At 66.5% G+C, this 14,712-nt stretch carries 13 protein-coding genes; 3 read left to right on the plus strand and 10 right to left on the minus strand.

Annotated features, from left to right (window positions below; genetic code table 11):
• Window positions 1–72 precede the first annotated feature (72 nt).
• Window positions 73–1,674, minus strand: coding sequence for a gamma-glutamyltransferase family protein (locus tag ACF8ME_RS12485; protein WP_392416720.1), 1,602 nt, complete (start codon window positions 1,672–1,674; stop codon window positions 73–75).
• Window positions 1,675–1,957: 283 nt separating this feature from the next.
• Between ACF8ME_RS12485 and ACF8ME_RS12490 the strand changes: the two genes are divergently transcribed.
• Window positions 1,958–2,659: a GntR family transcriptional regulator gene (locus tag ACF8ME_RS12490; RefSeq protein ID WP_392416722.1), complete on the plus strand. Its 702-nt coding sequence runs from the start codon at window positions 1,958–1,960 to the stop codon at window positions 2,657–2,659.
• Between the two features lie 21 nt (window positions 2,660–2,680).
• Here ACF8ME_RS12490 and ACF8ME_RS12495 read toward each other — a convergent pair whose 3' ends face one another.
• Entirely contained in the window at window positions 2,681–3,664 is a 984-nt protein-coding gene (locus ACF8ME_RS12495) for a DNA-binding protein (RefSeq protein ID WP_209669281.1), read from the minus strand.
• A gap of 253 nt (window positions 3,665–3,917) precedes the next feature.
• On the opposite strand from ACF8ME_RS12495, the gene ACF8ME_RS12500 reads away from it, so the two are divergent.
• Window positions 3,918–5,069 (plus strand): site-specific integrase, encoded by a 1,152-nt coding sequence (locus ACF8ME_RS12500; protein WP_392416724.1) that lies wholly within the window; start codon window positions 3,918–3,920, stop codon window positions 5,067–5,069.
• Between the two features lie 36 nt (window positions 5,070–5,105).
• Here the strand turns inward: ACF8ME_RS12500 and bioB are convergent, their stop codons facing one another.
• The gene (gene bioB, locus ACF8ME_RS12505) at window positions 5,106–6,167 is read right to left on the minus strand and encodes a biotin synthase BioB (protein ID WP_012205605.1); all 1,062 of its coding nucleotides are present in this window, start codon (window positions 6,165–6,167) and stop codon (window positions 5,106–5,108) included.
• 415 nt (window positions 6,168–6,582) lie between these two features.
• Between bioB and ACF8ME_RS12510 the strand changes: the two genes are divergently transcribed.
• Window positions 6,583–8,562, plus strand: a complete 1,980-nt coding sequence (locus tag ACF8ME_RS12510; protein WP_392416726.1) for a UvrD-helicase domain-containing protein — start codon at window positions 6,583–6,585, stop codon at window positions 8,560–8,562.
• Between the two features lie 6 nt (window positions 8,563–8,568).
• On the opposite strand, the gene ACF8ME_RS12515 is transcribed toward ACF8ME_RS12510, so the two are convergent.
• The 7 genes from ACF8ME_RS12515 to ACF8ME_RS12545 all read right to left on the minus strand — a co-directional run bounded on the left by ACF8ME_RS12515 (window position 8,569) and on the right by ACF8ME_RS12545 (window position 14,645).
• Window positions 8,569–9,039: a VOC family protein gene (locus ACF8ME_RS12515; RefSeq protein ID WP_013802423.1), complete on the minus strand. Its 471-nt coding sequence runs from the start codon at window positions 9,037–9,039 to the stop codon at window positions 8,569–8,571.
• A gap of 76 nt (window positions 9,040–9,115) precedes the next feature.
• The gene (locus ACF8ME_RS12520) at window positions 9,116–9,958 is read right to left on the minus strand and encodes a YdcF family protein (RefSeq protein ID WP_392416727.1); all 843 of its coding nucleotides are present in this window, start codon (window positions 9,956–9,958) and stop codon (window positions 9,116–9,118) included.
• A 9-nt stretch (window positions 9,959–9,967) separates the two neighbouring features.
• Window positions 9,968–10,804 carry a lectin gene (locus ACF8ME_RS12525; RefSeq protein WP_267179099.1) on the minus strand — a complete coding sequence of 279 codons (837 nt, stop codon included), beginning with the start codon at window positions 10,802–10,804 and terminating at the stop codon, window positions 9,968–9,970.
• Window positions 10,805–10,960: 156 nt separating this feature from the next.
• Entirely contained in the window at window positions 10,961–11,725 is a 765-nt protein-coding gene (locus tag ACF8ME_RS12530; RefSeq protein WP_126312291.1) for an enoyl-CoA hydratase, read from the minus strand.
• The gene (locus ACF8ME_RS12535) at window positions 11,722–12,909 is read right to left on the minus strand and encodes a CaiB/BaiF CoA transferase family protein (protein ID WP_392416729.1); all 1,188 of its coding nucleotides are present in this window, start codon (window positions 12,907–12,909) and stop codon (window positions 11,722–11,724) included. Before ACF8ME_RS12535 ends, ACF8ME_RS12530 begins: the two co-directional genes overlap by 4 nt.
• A gap of 9 nt (window positions 12,910–12,918) precedes the next feature.
• A complete protein-coding gene (locus ACF8ME_RS12540) occupies window positions 12,919–13,632 on the minus strand; it encodes a Bug family tripartite tricarboxylate transporter substrate binding protein (RefSeq protein ID WP_392416731.1) in 714 nt (237 codons plus the stop codon).
• A gap of 110 nt (window positions 13,633–13,742) precedes the next feature.
• Complete coding sequence (locus ACF8ME_RS12545; RefSeq protein ID WP_212645816.1) at window positions 13,743–14,645, minus strand: LysR family transcriptional regulator; 903 nt, start codon at window positions 14,643–14,645, stop codon at window positions 13,743–13,745.
• Window positions 14,646–14,712: the final 67 nt, after the last annotated feature.

Here is a 14,712-nt window from a genome sequence, read left to right on the forward strand (position 1 = left end):
AATCCGCACTGAAAGCCGCGCCGGCCCCTTCGCTGTCGCGAAGCGTGAAGCCAGCGCGCAGGCTGCAGTCCCTCAGGAGCGGTTGGCGCCCATGGCGCAGCCGTCCTTGCGGTGGTCGGATGCGCCGTGCAGCACACCGTTGTCCCAATCCACCCGAATGGCCTGGGCGCCTCCGATGGCAGGATAGCCGGGCGCCACCAACTGGTAGCCCTGCTGCTCCAACGCCAGCGCGACATGCTGCGGCAAGGTGCTTTCGACCTCCACCTTGTCGGTGCCGGGAATGGGGAACAGCCGCGGCAGATCGCTGGCGGCCTGGATGTCGCAGCCGTAGTCGATCACCTTGGACAGAAAGTGCGCATGGCCCATGGCTTGGTAGTGGCCGCCCATCACGCCGAACACCAGCTCCACGCGGCCATCCTTCGTGGTCATGCCGGGGATGATGGTGTGCAGGGGCCGTTTGCCGGGTCCGATGCAATTGGGGTGGCCCTCAGCCAGTTCAAAGCTCTGGCCCCGGTTGTGCAGCAGCACGCCTGATTTGGGCGCCATCAGGCCGGAGCCGAAGGGGTGGAAGATCGAGTTGATGAAGCTGGCGCAGTTGCGATCCTTGTCCACCACCGAGATGTAGACCGTGTCCTTGTGCTCCGCTGCCGCATTGGTCGCCTGGGTCTTGAAATGCTCCGGGAACTCGCCGTTGCGCAGCTGGGCGGCCAGCTCCTGCGACAGCAGATAGTCGATGTCCACATCGGCAAAGCGCGGATCGGCCAGCAGCGCATCCCGCACGCGGTAGGCCATGCGCGTGGCATCGATCTCGGCCTTCAGCCGCTCGGGCGAGAGCGGGTCCGTGCCCGGCTCCAGGCCCTGCAGAATGTTCAGCAGCAGCAGGGCAATGATGCCTTGGCCCGGAGGCGGGCACTCGTGCACCACATGGTCTCGGAACCTGCTCTTGACCGGCTGCACGAACTCGCCACGATAGGTGGCGAAGTCCTCAAGCGTGTGCACGCCACCGAGGCTGCGCAGATAGGAGACGATGTCCTGCGCGACCTCCCCCTCGTAGAAGCCGGCACGGCCCTGCTCGGCGATTTTTCGCAAGGTGGCGCCCAACTGCGGCTGGCGGTGAACCGATCCGATGGCCGGTGCCTGGCCATCGACCAGCATGATGTCGCGCGCGGTGGTGGCGGCCAGCAGTTGCGTGTGCATGGCCCAGTCGGTGCCGGCGCGCGGCGCCACGGCATAGCCCTGCTCGGCGAAGCGGATGGCATCTTCCAGAAGGCGACCCATGGGCAGCCGGCCGAACCGCTCCGTCAAGGCGACCCAGGCGTCCACGGCGCCAGGCACCGTGACCACGTAGGGCGACTGGCGGCGCAATTGCTTTTCCTCGCCCGAGGCAAGAACGGCCTTCAGGGAGGTGGCCTGGGGTGCCCAGCCGGCGCCGCTGTAGGCCGTGATCCGGTCGGAGCCCTTCTCGCTGTACAGCGCAAAGCAGTCTCCTCCAATGCCGGTGGAGCCAGGCTCCACCACGCACTGGACCGCACAGGCCGCGACGGCGGCATCCATGGCGGTGCCGCCGGCCTCCAGGATGCGAACAGCGGCCTGGGTGGCGGCCGGGTGTGAGGTTGCCACCATGCCGTGCGTGGACATGACGACGGAACGGCCAGGATTCTGGAAATTACGCATAACGGTTCTTCTTCCTTGTGTTGCTGGGACTTGGATTTCGGGCAATGAATGGGGGCCGAGGCTGTCAACGCTGCTTGCAGCGGACCGCGCCATCGACGCGGGGCGCGATGGCATCCTCGAGGTTACCGTATCCTGATATCTTTGTATCCAATTTTTCCAAAGATACCCAAGCAATCACCATGCCTGGATTGGCCGTACACAATGCACCATCAGAGTGCGCCCTGGACCCTGACAGCCAAACCTAGAATGACGACCGGGCTCCGCCCACCCAAGAACCATCAACATGCCGCCACTTGCCACCCCCTCGCCCGATGCGGCTCAGACCAGCGCCCACGAAGAGGCCTACCAACACCTCTCTCATGGCATCCGCATGGGGCTGCTGAAGCCGGGCGACAGGCTGGTGGCCGATGACATCGCCAACTCCATCGGCATGAGCCGCATGCCGGTCCGCGAGGCGTTGCGCCGGCTGACTGCGGAAGGCCTGTTGGTCATGCCGCCGAACCGGGGCGCGATCGTTCGGGAGCTTTCCGAGAGCGAGGTCATCGAGGTTTTCGAGATGCGTGCCGTGCTCGAAGGCCTGGCCGCAGCCATGGCCGCCAGGTGCTGCACCCAGGCGGATGTGGACGACCTGCAGGACCTGCTTTTGAAAATGAAGCGTTGCGAGAGTGACCAGTCGGAATGGATCACGGTGCACCGGCGCTTTCACGAGCGCTTTTGCCGCATCAGCGCAGCCCCGCGCCTGTGCGAGCAGATCTCGGCCCTGCATTCGGTGGTCGAGCCGCTGATGCGGATCTGGCTGGAAAACAACGAGCCCTCGCCGAAGTTGCAGGAGCACCACCAGCAACTGGTGGCCAGCCTGCAGGCCGGTGACCCGGATCGCATGGAGCGCGAAGTGCGCGCGCATGTGCGTGGAACGGTAGACAGCATCACGCAGGCCATGCGCAGACATCGGCCGCCCCAAGGCAAATCGCGCGCCAAGGCCTGACCTTGGCCTGGGCGATGCGCCCTAGCCTCTCCTGTCCTTGAGGCGCGTCATGGAGCGGCGCGCCGCGGACAGGCTGCCGCGCCGGCCCAGCGAAAGCCCCGCGCCGGCATCCGGCAAGGCACCGCCAGCGGCCAATCGCTGCTGCGCCTCCAGCAGGCTGCGCAGGTCCGCCGCACGCTCCTGCGCCAGGGCGGCCGCATTCTGGGCGGTCTGCAGCTGGGAATGCAGGCTCAGCTGCTCCTCCTCGCTCTTTTCATAGCGGCTTTGCAGCTCTGCAAGGCGGGTCGCTGCCTTGCGCTCCTGCTCGGTGGCGGCCTTGCGCGCGGCCGCCAGCTCCTGCCGCGCACGATCCACCTCATTGAGCATGTGGCGCTCATTGCCCGCGTACTGCTCGGCCATGCGCTGGCGCTCCAGCGCGGCGAACTGCATTTCCTCGCCATGCTTTTGCTGCAGCGCCTCGCGCTGGCGGGCCGCTTCGGCCAGCGCATCGCGCATTTCCTCCAGGCGTTCGTCGCGGTCCTGCAGTTGCTGCTGCATTTCATCCAGCCGGCGCGACAAGTCCTGCGACTGGGCCTGGGCCACTTGCAGGGCCTGGTCCATGGCCTCTTTCTGCGCTTGCATGGACGCCTCACGCCGCGCCATTTGCTCCTGCTGCTCCTGCAGCTCGGCCTGCGTGGCCTGTGCCGCTTCCTCCCGGGATTGCAGGGCGGCGCGGGCGGCCTCCATGGCCTCTTCCTGGGCGGCGTCCCACAGCTGCTGCGCCAGGCGCTGAACGGGATCGGGCACCGACGACGGCAGCAGTTCGCCCTGCCCTGCCGCCACGCCCAGGCGCTGGCCCAGCGTGGCAAACCAGGTCTCCAGCATGGGGCTGACGGTATTCGGCGAGCCCCGGCCAATGTGCTGGCGCACGCGCTCGATGGTCGGCCGCAGGCCCTGGGCGATCAAGGCGTCTGCCGCGGCCCAGACATCGGCTTCCTGCACGCCACGGGTGGATGTTTTCTGCATATCGTGAACTATTTCCAAGATTACCAACGATAAGAGGTTGTTATCGTGAGTTATTTTAACTTCATGTAATACATCATATGTTAGATGTATTAAATATTACGTATGAAATTTTCATACAGTATGGATGCGCACATTACACGGATTTGTGGCGCAAAAAGGCCGCTCTTGGTCGCTGGAAAGTGAACTTTGCGTCGTGCCGATCGCTGCAGGCCCGCAAGGGATTGCCCGGGCGGCGTCGGGCGACAATCCATGGATGCGCACCGGCCCTTTTTCGCTGACCTCCCGACCTCAGCCCCTGGACGACATCCAGGAAGGCAACGCCCTGCCGTCCGCCGGCCTGGAGCCTGCCGCCCGGCAGGCCGTGCGCGAGCTGATGCACGAGGGCGAATCCGCCAACACCAGAAACAGCTACCAAAGCGCCATGCGCTACTGGTCCGCCTGGCATGCGCTGCGGTTTGACCGGCAGATGCAGCTGCCGCTGGATGTGCCCTGCGTGCTGCAATTCATCATTGACCATGCCCAGCGGCAGACAGGCGCGGGCCTGGCCAGTGAAATGCCGATGCACATCGACCGCGCCCTGGTCGAGGCCGGATACAAGGCCAGGGAAGGCCCCCTGTCGCACAACACGCTGGTGCACCGCATGGCGGTGCTGTCCAAGGCGCATCAGGTGCATGGACTGGCCAACCCCTGCCAGGACGGTGCGGTGCGCGAGCTGATGTCGCGCACGCGCAAGGCCTATGCGCGGCGCGGTGAAGGTCCCGCCAAGAAGGATGCGCTGACGCGCGACTTGCTGGAGCAATTGCTGGACACCTGTGACGACAGCCTGCGCGGCCGCCGCGACCGCGCCCTGCTGCTGTTCGCCTGGTCCAGCGGCGGGCGCCGCCGCTCGGAGGTGGCCGGAGCCGACATGCGCCACCTGCGGTCCGTGGGGCCGCAGGAATTCATCTACACGCTGGCCCACTCCAAGACCAACCAGTCCGGACGGGACGCGCCCGAGAACCACAAGCCCGTCACCGGGCGCGCGGCCCAGGCGCTGGCCGATTGGCTGCGTGCCGCCGCCATACAGGAAGGGCCGATCTTCCGGCGCATCCGCAAGGGCGGCCATGTGGGCGAGCCCCTGTCGCCGGCGGCCGTGCGCGACATCGTGAAGCAGCGCTGTGCGCTGGCAGGCGTGGAGGGAGATTTCTCGGCGCATTCCCTGCGCTCGGGCTTTGTGACCGAGGCCGGGCGCCAGAACGTGCCCCTGCCCGACACCATGGCGCTGACGGGGCACAGCAGCGTCAATACGGTGCTGGGCTATTTCCGTGCGGATTCCGCGTTGAGCAACCGTGCGGCCCGGCTGCTCGATGCCGGCGACGACGATGCGGCCGCCGCCGCGCAAGGCAGCGGCCGGCCGCAATCCTGAGCCGCTGGCTCAAAAGAGCTCAAACTCTCAAAAAGCTCACTCCTGTACCGAGGTCCGCGTGCCGCTCAGGCCCAGCTTGCGCAGCAGCGTGGTGTCGGCCTCCACATCGGGGTTGCCGGTCACCAGCAGCTTGTCCCCGTAGAAGATGGAATTGGCGCCGGCCATGAAGCACAGGGCCTGCACGGCGTCGCCCAGTTGCTGCCGGCCTGCCGACAGGCGTACGCGCGCCGTGGGCATGGTGATGCGCGCCACCGCGATCACGCGCACGAAGTCCAGCGGATCGACCGGCTCGCTGTCCGCCAGCGGCGTGCCGGGCACGCGCACCAGGCTGTTGATGGGCACCGACTCGGGATGCGGATTGAGATTGGCCAGCTGGGCGATCAGGCCCGCGCGGTGCACGGGCGCCTCGCCCATGCCGATGATGCCGCCGCAGCACACACTGATGCCTGCGCCGCGCACGGCCTTGAGCGTGTCCAGGCGGTCCTGGTACTGGCGCGTGCTGACCACGTCCTGGTAGTACTCGGGCGCCGTGTCCAGGTTGTGGTTGTAGTAGTCCAGGCCCGCTTCGCGCAGCGACTGCGCCTGGTGCGGCTGGAGCATGCCCAGCGTGGCGCAGGTCTGCATTCCCAGGCCCTTCACGGCGCCGATCAGCTCGTTCATCTTCTCGATGTCGCGGTCCTTGGGCGCGCGCCAGGCTGCGCCCATGCAAAAGCGCGTGGCGCCGGCATCCTTGGCCGCCTGGGCGGCGCGCGTGACTTCGTCCACGCTCATGAGCTTTTCTGCCTTGACGCCGGTGTCGAACTCGGCCGCCTGCGGGCAGTAGCCGCAGTTCTCGGGGCAGCCTCCGGTCTTGACCGACAGCAGCGTGGCCAGTTCGATATCGCCCGCAGGCCAGTGCTCGCGGTGCACGCTCTGGGCCTGGAACATCAGGTCCATGAAGGGCTTGTCCAGCAGTTCCTGGATTGCCTGCACGCTCCAGGCGCCTTCAAACGGCAGCGTGTCGCTTTTGGAGGGGCGTGCATGCCATTGCAGGGGGCTGCCGGCCGCAGGCTGTGCGGAGGTGGCGGAAGTCGTCGGGGTGGTGCTGCAGGCGGTCATCAAAAACTCCTCTGTGGGTCTGCTCTTTTCATTCTGATGAGCAAAAAAAGCCTTGGGAATGAAAAAGCCGGCTCCTTGGCAAAAATAGTTGCCCCATTTTCATGGCCTGCAAAAAAAGCGAACTTCGCTTATTTTTGAGCGATGTTGGGGATGTTTTGGCAGAAGTTCTTCTCGGTGACTTCTTCTTGCCGCAAGCACGCGGCCATTGGCGTTCAACATCGCTCAATTGTCCGATGAGCGCTTCAAAAGATGCGTGGACAGGCGCGGCAACGGATTCCCAATACCTGCCAGATGCCTCTCCAAAACGACCACAATGGGTGCCCGCCGTCGTCGCCACAGCGGCTTTCAGCCCTGCCGGCCTGCGGCTGAACCCGCTTCCCTCTGCTTTCGCCGCTTTTGCTCAGATTTCCCTCACATGTCCCTGCGCTCCCTGGAATTTCCTACCGATCACGGCAAGCCGCTGCTGCTCTCGCGCGAGCAGCAGGCCATCCTGGCGCATGAGGGACGTTCGGCCATCGTGGCGGCGCTGGCGGGCGTAGGCAAGACGACCACGTTGGCCTGCAAGGTGGTTCAGGCCTGCCGCAGCGGCCAGGCCCAGCGCATCCTGGTGCTGGCCTATTCGCGCTCCGGCGTGGCGGCCTTTCACCACCGGCTCAAGCAACTGGTGCGCGAAGTGCCGCCCCAGGTACAGATCACCACGGTGGAGCGCTGGGCGGCCCAGCAGATCCGCCGCCGCGACCCTGCGGCCCGCTTTCTGGCCGACCGCGTGGCACTGCAGGCCCGTGTGCGCGAGGCACATGCCGCCCTGTGCGAGCGGCTGGCCTGGCAGCCCGACCCTTTGTTCGAGCAGCCCGGCGACCTGGATCTGGACGCCTTCTGGGACTTCAACCTCAGCGCCAAGAAGTCGTTGCTGCCCCAGCGCCTGGCCGAGGAAGGCATGGGACTGGCGAGTTTCTGCGAGGAGTATTTGCTCGACTACCGCCTGGCCTGCCTGTTCTTCGAGTACGAGCGCCGCCGCATCGATCACTGCGGCGACCCTCTGTACTACGCCGAAGGCGACTGCAGCCATGCACTGGCCAGCGACGCCCTGCAGGGCCAGGCGCTGGACCTGCCGCGCTACGACCTGGTGGTGTTCGACGAGATGCATGACCTGGACCCTGCCTCGCTGCAGGTGCTGCGCGCCCTGGTCGGAACCAGCGGCTGCGCCTTTCTGGGCGCAGGCGACTTCAACCAGCACATCGAGGCACAGGCCTGGTCCGTGTTCCGCGACAAGCTGCACCAGCTCGATGATTTCCTGCCCCAGGCCACGGCCACGCTGGCGCTGACCCAGTCGCGGCGCTTCGGCCCCCAAGTGGCCAAGGCCGTCAATGCGCTGTTCAATGTGGGCCTGACAGCGGCGCCCACGCGCTTCAGCACCGTGCACCAGCTGCAGCACTCCGCCGACAGCGAGTGCATTGACCAGTTGCTGCAGATCCAGGCCAGCCTGGCACGTGCCACCGAACCCGCTGCGCCGGGCGAGCCGCCTTCTGGCAGCGCGCGCAATCCCTCGCTGACCGTGATCCTGCGCCACGAGCAGGACGCCTGCGCGCTGGAATGGGCCATCCACCGCGCCGGCAAGTCCGCCAGCTTCTACGGCTTCAAGCGTTTTTACCTGCAGCGCGAGATTGCCCTGCTGCTGGGCCTTTGCTATGCACATGGCATGCAGGCGCTGTCCTGGAAGGCCGAGACCAGCGTGCTGGGCAGCGAGATCCTGGCCGCCTTCGTGGAAGGTGCGCTGTTCTACGGCAAGGGCAGCGTGGCAGGCGGTGACATGGCCGACCCATCCAGCCGCCACACGCTGGCCCAGCGCATGGCAGGCGAGATGCTGCACAACCCGCAGATCATCTGGCGCTTCCTGAGCGACCAATCGAGCCTGCAGGGCGGACAACGCAACTTCAAAGCCTTCGGCAGCTTTCTGCAGCTGCCGCTGGCCCTGCAGTCCGATGCGCAGGGCCTGCTGGAGCAGGCCGATGTCTGGGGGCTGTTTGCCGGCGTGGCCCTGTCTCAGGCCCAGACGGCGGCATTGCGTCAGCGCGTGAAGGCTTTCATGGATTGCGTGGCGGGCATGGCCGTGCCCGACATGCTGGCACAGGTGGCGGCCATGGCCACGCGCTTCGAGCGTGCCGTGCGGGCCGAGCGCGGATTCGACTTCCATCTCAGCACCATCGAGGAAGCCAAGGGCAAGGAGTACGACCACGTCGCCCTGCCCTTCATGGAGCCTGGCCGCTTTCCGGCGACGGCCCCGCACGCGCTGGCCTTTCTGGAGCGCAACCGCCTGTACGTGGCCATGACGCGCGCCAGAAAAAAGCTGTGGCTGCTGGAACATGTCCAGCGGCGCGTACAGCCTTTTGCCTGAGGCGCCTCAGCCCAGCGCGGCGATCACCTCGGCCGGCGCCTGCACCAGCTCGATCAGCACGCCCTCGCCGGCAATCGGGAACTCGTCATTGCTCTTGGGGTGCAGAAAACAGATGTCGTAGCCGGCCGCGCCCTTGCGAATGCCGCCGGGCGCAAAGCGCACGCCCTGCTCCGTCAGCCACTGCACGGCCAGCGGCAGGTCGTCGATCCACAGGCCGATATGGTTCAGCGGCGTGGTGTGGACGGCAGGCTTCTTGTCGATGTCAAGCGGCTGCATGATGTCCACCTCCACCTTGTGCGCTCCCTGGCCCATGGCCAGGATGTCTTCGTCCACGTTCTCGCGCTCGCTCTGGAAGGTGCCGGTCTGGGTCAGCCCCAGCATGTCCACCCACAGGCGCTTCATGCGCTGCTTGTCGGTGCCGCCGATGGCCACCTGCTGTATGCCCAGAACCCGGAAAGGACGCTGTTCGCTTGCCACTGTCTCGCTCCTGTTGATGTATGAAGAATCACATTGTGGAGCCAATCCGCAAGGCCGCAGCCCATCGCACAGCGGCTCAGAACTCCCCCAGCACCCATCCGCTGATCACCGCAAAGTACTCGCGCAGCCAGGCGTTGGCGCGGATCGTCGCCGGCGTGGGCGCGCCCACGGTGAAGGCCTGGCCGTAGCCGCTGCGCTCGGCGATCCAGCCCGCGCGCAGCGTGTGGAAATCGCTGGTGACGATGGCAATCGCCGCGTCCGGGGCCACGCCGCGCTCCTGCAGCAGGGGCAGGCTCCACGCCAGGTTCAGCGCCGTGCTGGTACTGCGCTGCTCCATCAGCAGGCGTTCTGGCGCAATGCCGTGGCGTTGCTGCAGATAGCGCGCCATGACGGCGCCCTCGCTCTCGCTTTCCCCAAAGTCCACGCCGCCGCTGGTGATCACCAGCGCCTTGGGCTGGCTTGCAGCCAGTTCGGCGGCGCGGTCCAGCCGCTGGGCCAGCGTCAGCGACGGTTGTCCCTCACGCGTGGCGCTGCCCAGCACCACGATGGCCTGCACCGGCTGGTCAGGGGCCAGCCGGGAAGAAGCAGACAGCAGATGTGCCCAGAACAGCAGCAGGCTGGCCAGCCACATCGCCAACGCCGCCCAGCCCAGCCACCAGGCGCGCCGCAGCCAGGCACTGGCACGCAGCCTGCGCGCAATGGCCGCGCGCCAGAAGCTGCACGCCATGAACAACAGGCCCAGCACCGCTGGCAGCGTCACGCCCAGATTGAACATGCCGCGTGCCATCAGCACCACGGCATCGCCCAGCAGCACGGCGCCAGTGATCAGGCCCAGCCACTGCAAGGGACCCAGCCGCCGAATGCCCGCGACGGCGTTGCGTCCGGGCACTGGCCCGGGCGCGGCAGAGAGCTTGTGCAACAAGCGTCCTCAGTTCCAGCGCTGGTTGGGGCCGCCGGCGCAGGACCACACGATGACGGGCTGGCCCGGCCGGGCATTGCCGCCTTCGATGTCCAGGCACTTGTTGGCAAACCGGCTGCGGATCTGTCCACGGCTCCAGTCCCATTTCTGGTTGGGCTGGTTGCGGCATTGCCAGGCGATCACGCGCGCGCCATTGCGCGTGCTTCCGTCGGCGACGTCCAGGCACAGGTCGCCCACGCGCATCTCGCCATCACGCGTCAGCGTGAAACGCTGGTTTTCACCGCCGCTGCAGTGGTACACGATGAGGCCGTTGCCCGGGCGCAGGCCGCCCGACACATCCAGGCACAGGCCGTTCTGGCCCCGCACCTCCCGTCCGCCCCACGACGGGTAGCCGGGCTGATGGCCCGGGTAGCCCGGATAGTGGTCATCGTTCCATTGCTCGTCGCGTTCACGTTCGCGGTCCTTGTCGCGCTTGTTCGCCAAAATGGCGGCGCCGGCAATGGCTGCCACGGCGGCACCGGCGATCCATGCGCCCGTGTTGTCGCTTCCGCCTTCCTGGCCCTGCGCGCCCTGGGGCAGGCCGGTCAGGATGCGGAAACGCCCGCCGCAGCCACCCTTGACCCACATCTCCCGGCGGCCCAGGTCATAGCCCCAGTTTTGGTTGTAGCTGCAGTTGCCCGCCAAGGTCTCGACCAGTTGGACCTGCTGCGCGTCGTCGGGCAGGCTGTAGGTCTGGTAGCGGCCATTGGACATGAGCTGCACCGTCTCTTCGCCTGCATGCGCAGGCAGAACCGGCAGGATGAAGCTGCTGGCCAGCAGGACGGAAATGCATTTCTTGATTTGCATGGGATTTCTCGGGCTGCGTTGATCTGAGGGGCGGCTACGCGCAGCAACCGGCCTTTTCTTTCAGGCCAAGAATGCAGCCACCGCCTCTTTCCAGGCTGTGGAGTTTAGCCAAGCAATTTGTAGGATTGCGCCAGATTCTGGCAAGGCTGGCTCAAATCATTGCCTGTTGAATCCCGCCACCCCCGCCCGAAACTCCCCACTCCCATACACCGCCGACACCAGATCCTCATCATCCAGCCGCTGCTCCACCACGATGCGCCGCAGGCTTTCCTTGACTGCTGATTGGGTGGTTGCCGACAAGGCCATGAGCTGCTCGGCCAGCGCCTGTGCCTGGGTCTGCAACCGATCTGCCGGCACCACCGCATGCACGAACCCGCAGGCCTCGGCCTGCTCGGCTGACAGGTAGTCCGCCAGCAGCAGCATGCGCTTGACGCGTGGCACGCCCAGGCTGGCCACCAGGCGGGCGATGTTGCGTGACGACAGCGTGTTGGACAGCGTCTTGGCAATCGGCGCACCGAAGCGCGAGCCGGTGCTGCAGATGCGAAAGTCGCATGCCGTGGCCAGGGCCAGGCCGCCGCCCACTGCCCAGCCGTCGATGACGGCGATGGTGGGCACGGCGATGCGCTCCACGGCGTCGATCACGCGCTCCACGAAGGCTTCATAGGCAATGCCTTGCTGGCCGTCATGGAAGTCCTTGAAGTAGGCGATGTCCGTGCCCGAGATGAAGGATTTGCCGCCCGCACCGCGCAGCATCACGCAGCGGATGGCCGAGTCGGCCTGGCAGCGCTCCAGGGCCGTGAGCAAGGCCTCGTACATGGGCATGCTCATGGCGTTGTGGCGTTCGGGGCGGTCGATGAGGATCTCGGCCGCGCCCCCGGCGTGAACGGTCAGCGCCACGGATTCATGCAGGGCGGTGCTCATGCGGCGGCCTTCAGGGCACGGAGTTCGGCCATGATTTCCGCGTTGTGCTCGCCCAGCAGGGGCGGATGGCGGCGCACCTGCTGGGGGGTGCCCAGCATCTTGACGGGAAAGCCGATGTTCTTGACCTTGCCCTCGATGGGGTGGTCGATCTCCATGCACATGCCGCGGTGCCGGCCATGCTCGCCCTCGAAGGCTTGCGGATAGGTGAGCAGCGGGCCGGCGGGAATTCCGGCCTCCAGCATGCGGTCCACCCAGTCGGCGCTGTCGTGGTGGGCCAATTCCGCTTCCAGCTCCCCTATCAGTGCCTCGCGGTGCTTCAGGCGCAGCGCCACGGTGGCGTAGTCGGGGTGCTCGAGCAGATCGGGGCGCTCGATCAGCGCGCACAGCCTGGCCCAGAGTTTCTGGTTGGTGGCGCCCATGACGAAGTAGCCGTCGCGCGCCTTCACGGCCTGGTAGGGGGCGCTCATCTTGTTGCTGGTGCCCAGCGGCGCGGGCGGCACGCCGGTGCCCCAGTATTCGGACATGTCCCAGATCGAGAAAGCCATGGCCGAGTCGAACAGCGAGGCGTCTATGTGCTGGCCCTGCCCTGTCTTCTGCGCGCCGATGTAGGCGGCCAGCAGTCCGTAGGTGGCGAACAGTGCGCAACCGATGTCGGCCACGGGCACGCCGGCCTTGACGGGTTTCTCTCCCTTGTAGCCGGTGACGCTCATCACGCCCGACATGGCCTGGGCCATGAGGTCGAACCCCGGCCGCTGGGCCCAGGGCCCGCTCTGGCCGAAGCCCGAGATGCTGACATAGACAATGCGCGGATTGATGCGGCGGATGCTTTCATAGTCGATCTTCAGGCGCTGGACCACGCCGGGCCGGTAGTTCTCGACGATGACGTCGGCCGTCGCGGCCAGCTGGTAGAAGGCCTCGCGCCCCTCTTCGCTCTTGAGGTCCAGCGTCAGCGACCGCTTGTTGCGGTTCATGTTCAGAAAGCCCATGCTGTCCGGGCCCTTCATCTTGAAGCCCATGGCGCCGCGCGTCTGGTCGCCGGTATCCGGCGGCTCGACCTTGATCACGTCGGCTCCCAGGTCGGCCAGCAGCATGCAGGCAAAGGGCCCGGCCATGACCTGGCTGACGTCAAGCACGCGTATGCCTTGCAGGGGCAGTTGTTGCGGGTTGGATGGGGAATTGCTCATGCCGGGTCCTCAGCTTTCTTCGGTCACTTTTGCGGCGCGCACCACGTCGCCCCACTTCTTGTATTCGGCAGCCATGAAGGCCGCGAACTTGTCCACGGAGCCGCCGCCGTCCTCCACGCCGTATCCGTCGAAGCGGCTGACCACGTCGGGCATGGCCAGTACGCGGTTGATGTCGGCATTGATGCGCAGTGCCAGGTCGCGGGACATGTCGCGCGGACCCACCACGCCGTACCAGCTCGATGCATCAAAGCCCGTGAAGCCCTGCTCGTCCATGGTGGGCATGGCCGGGAATCCCTTGGCACGGTTCACGCGGGTCTGGGCGATGCCGTGCATTTTTCCGGCGCGCACCTGGGCGGTGGCGGCCGTCATGGTGTCGAAGCTGAAGTCGATCTGGCCGCCGATGAGGTCGGTCTGCATGGGGCCGGAGCCCTTGTAGGGCACGTGGATGCTCTTGACGCCGGCCGCCATGTTGAACATTTCGGCCGCCAGGTGCTGTACCGAGCCCGTGCCCGACGAGCCGAAGCTGATCTTGCCGGGGCTTTTGCGGCACAGCTCCACCACCTCCTGCACCGTGCGCGCGAACACATCGGTGCCGCCACCGGGCGCCCAGCCCACCAGGATTTTGACGGGGCCCTTGGGCAGGTCGGAGCCCGGGGGCGAGGCCCCTGCCCAGGGAGCGGCCAGCGCGGCGGCGCCGGCCGCGATGAAGTCGCGGCGTCTCATGTCTGTCTCCTGCACATCGTTGTTGTGCAGCCACTGTCGCCGCGCGCCGGATTCGCCGCAAGCCTGTGGAACGCATGCCTGGTTTCGCCATATGCGAAACCGTGACGCTCTCAGTTCGCCTCGGAGGCGGGATGCAGCAGCGCCGCCACCACGTTGTGCAACGCCTGTTGCTGTGCCTGCCCTTCGATGAAGGACAGCACATAGCTGCGCTCGTGCCAGTCGCCTTCCAGCGCGGCCCAGCCCAGCTCCTGCCCGGGGTGGAAGCTGCGCAGCACGCCTGGCGGCATCAGGCCCACGCCCAGGCCTTCGCGCACCAGGGCCAGCATGGTGTCGAAGCCACTGACCGTGAAATCATTGCGGAACACCCTGCCCCGGCTGTGATGGGCACGGCGCAGGGCATTCAGGATGGCCGAGCCCCGGCCCAGGCTGACGATGCGGCACTCCAGCAGCCGGTCCAGCTCCACGGGCTGGTCGCCGAAGCTGAAATGCCTGCGGCTGTAGACCAGCACCAGGCTGTCGCGCCGGTAGTCGGCGCGCGGCAGGTCCACGAATCCGCTGGTTTTCTCGAAGATGCCGATGTCGATGACCTTGTCGCGCAGCAGTTGCTGGACGATGCGGCTGTTTTCTTCCATCACCTGCAGCGTGATGTGGGGATAGCGGCGCTGGGTGGCCGCGATGTCGGCGGCCAGGAACTGCAGGATGGCCGACTTGGGCGCGCCGATGATGATGCGGCCGTCACGGCCGCGGCCCAGGGCCTGGGCATCGCCCTCCAGGCGATCGACCAGGTTGCCGATCTGCCGGATATGGGCCAGCAGCTTGAGGCCGGGCTCGGTGGCCTGCACGCCATGGGGCTGTCGCTTGAACAGGCGCGTGCCGAGCTGGGCCTCCAGATCACTGAGCCGCCGCGAGGCCGCCGCCACCGCCAGCTGCAGCCGGTCGGCAGCGCGCGAGATGCTGCCCTCCTCGGCAATGGCCAGCACGAGCTGCACGGTGGTGGAGTCGATCTTCATCATGGCGGCGGCCCTCTCGTCTGGCTTCTCGTCTGGCTGGAGGGCGACGATTGTGCCGCAGCGCCCCGCT

The sequence above is a fragment of the Delftia sp. WSY_7 genome (assembly GCF_043104845.1).
Taxonomy (GTDB): domain Bacteria; phylum Pseudomonadota; class Gammaproteobacteria; order Burkholderiales; family Burkholderiaceae_C; genus Comamonas; species Comamonas tsuruhatensis.

Coding starts and splice junctions, on each gene's coding strand:
- ACF8ME_RS12485 (WP_392416720.1), bottom strand. CDS start 1,674: ATGCGTAATTTCCAGAATCCTGGCCGTTCCGTCGTCATGTCCACGCAC.
- ACF8ME_RS12490 (WP_392416722.1), top strand. CDS start 1,958: ATGCCGCCACTTGCCACCCCCTCGCCCGATGCGGCTCAGACCAGCGCC.
- ACF8ME_RS12495 (WP_209669281.1), bottom strand. CDS start 3,664: ATGCAGAAAACATCCACCCGTGGCGTGCAGGAAGCCGATGTCTGGGCC.
- ACF8ME_RS12500 (WP_392416724.1), top strand. CDS start 3,918: ATGCGCACCGGCCCTTTTTCGCTGACCTCCCGACCTCAGCCCCTGGAC.
- bioB (WP_012205605.1), bottom strand. CDS start 6,167: ATGACCGCCTGCAGCACCACCCCGACGACTTCCGCCACCTCCGCACAG.
- ACF8ME_RS12510 (WP_392416726.1), top strand. CDS start 6,583: ATGTCCCTGCGCTCCCTGGAATTTCCTACCGATCACGGCAAGCCGCTG.
- ACF8ME_RS12525 (WP_267179099.1), bottom strand. CDS start 10,804: ATGCAAATCAAGAAATGCATTTCCGTCCTGCTGGCCAGCAGCTTCATC.
- ACF8ME_RS12530 (WP_126312291.1), bottom strand. CDS start 11,725: ATGAGCACCGCCCTGCATGAATCCGTGGCGCTGACCGTTCACGCCGGG.
- ACF8ME_RS12535 (WP_392416729.1), bottom strand. CDS start 12,909: ATGAGCAATTCCCCATCCAACCCGCAACAACTGCCCCTGCAAGGCATA.
- ACF8ME_RS12540 (WP_392416731.1), bottom strand. CDS start 13,632: ATGAGACGCCGCGACTTCATCGCGGCCGGCGCCGCCGCGCTGGCCGCT.
- ACF8ME_RS12545 (WP_212645816.1), bottom strand. CDS start 14,645: ATGATGAAGATCGACTCCACCACCGTGCAGCTCGTGCTGGCCATTGCC.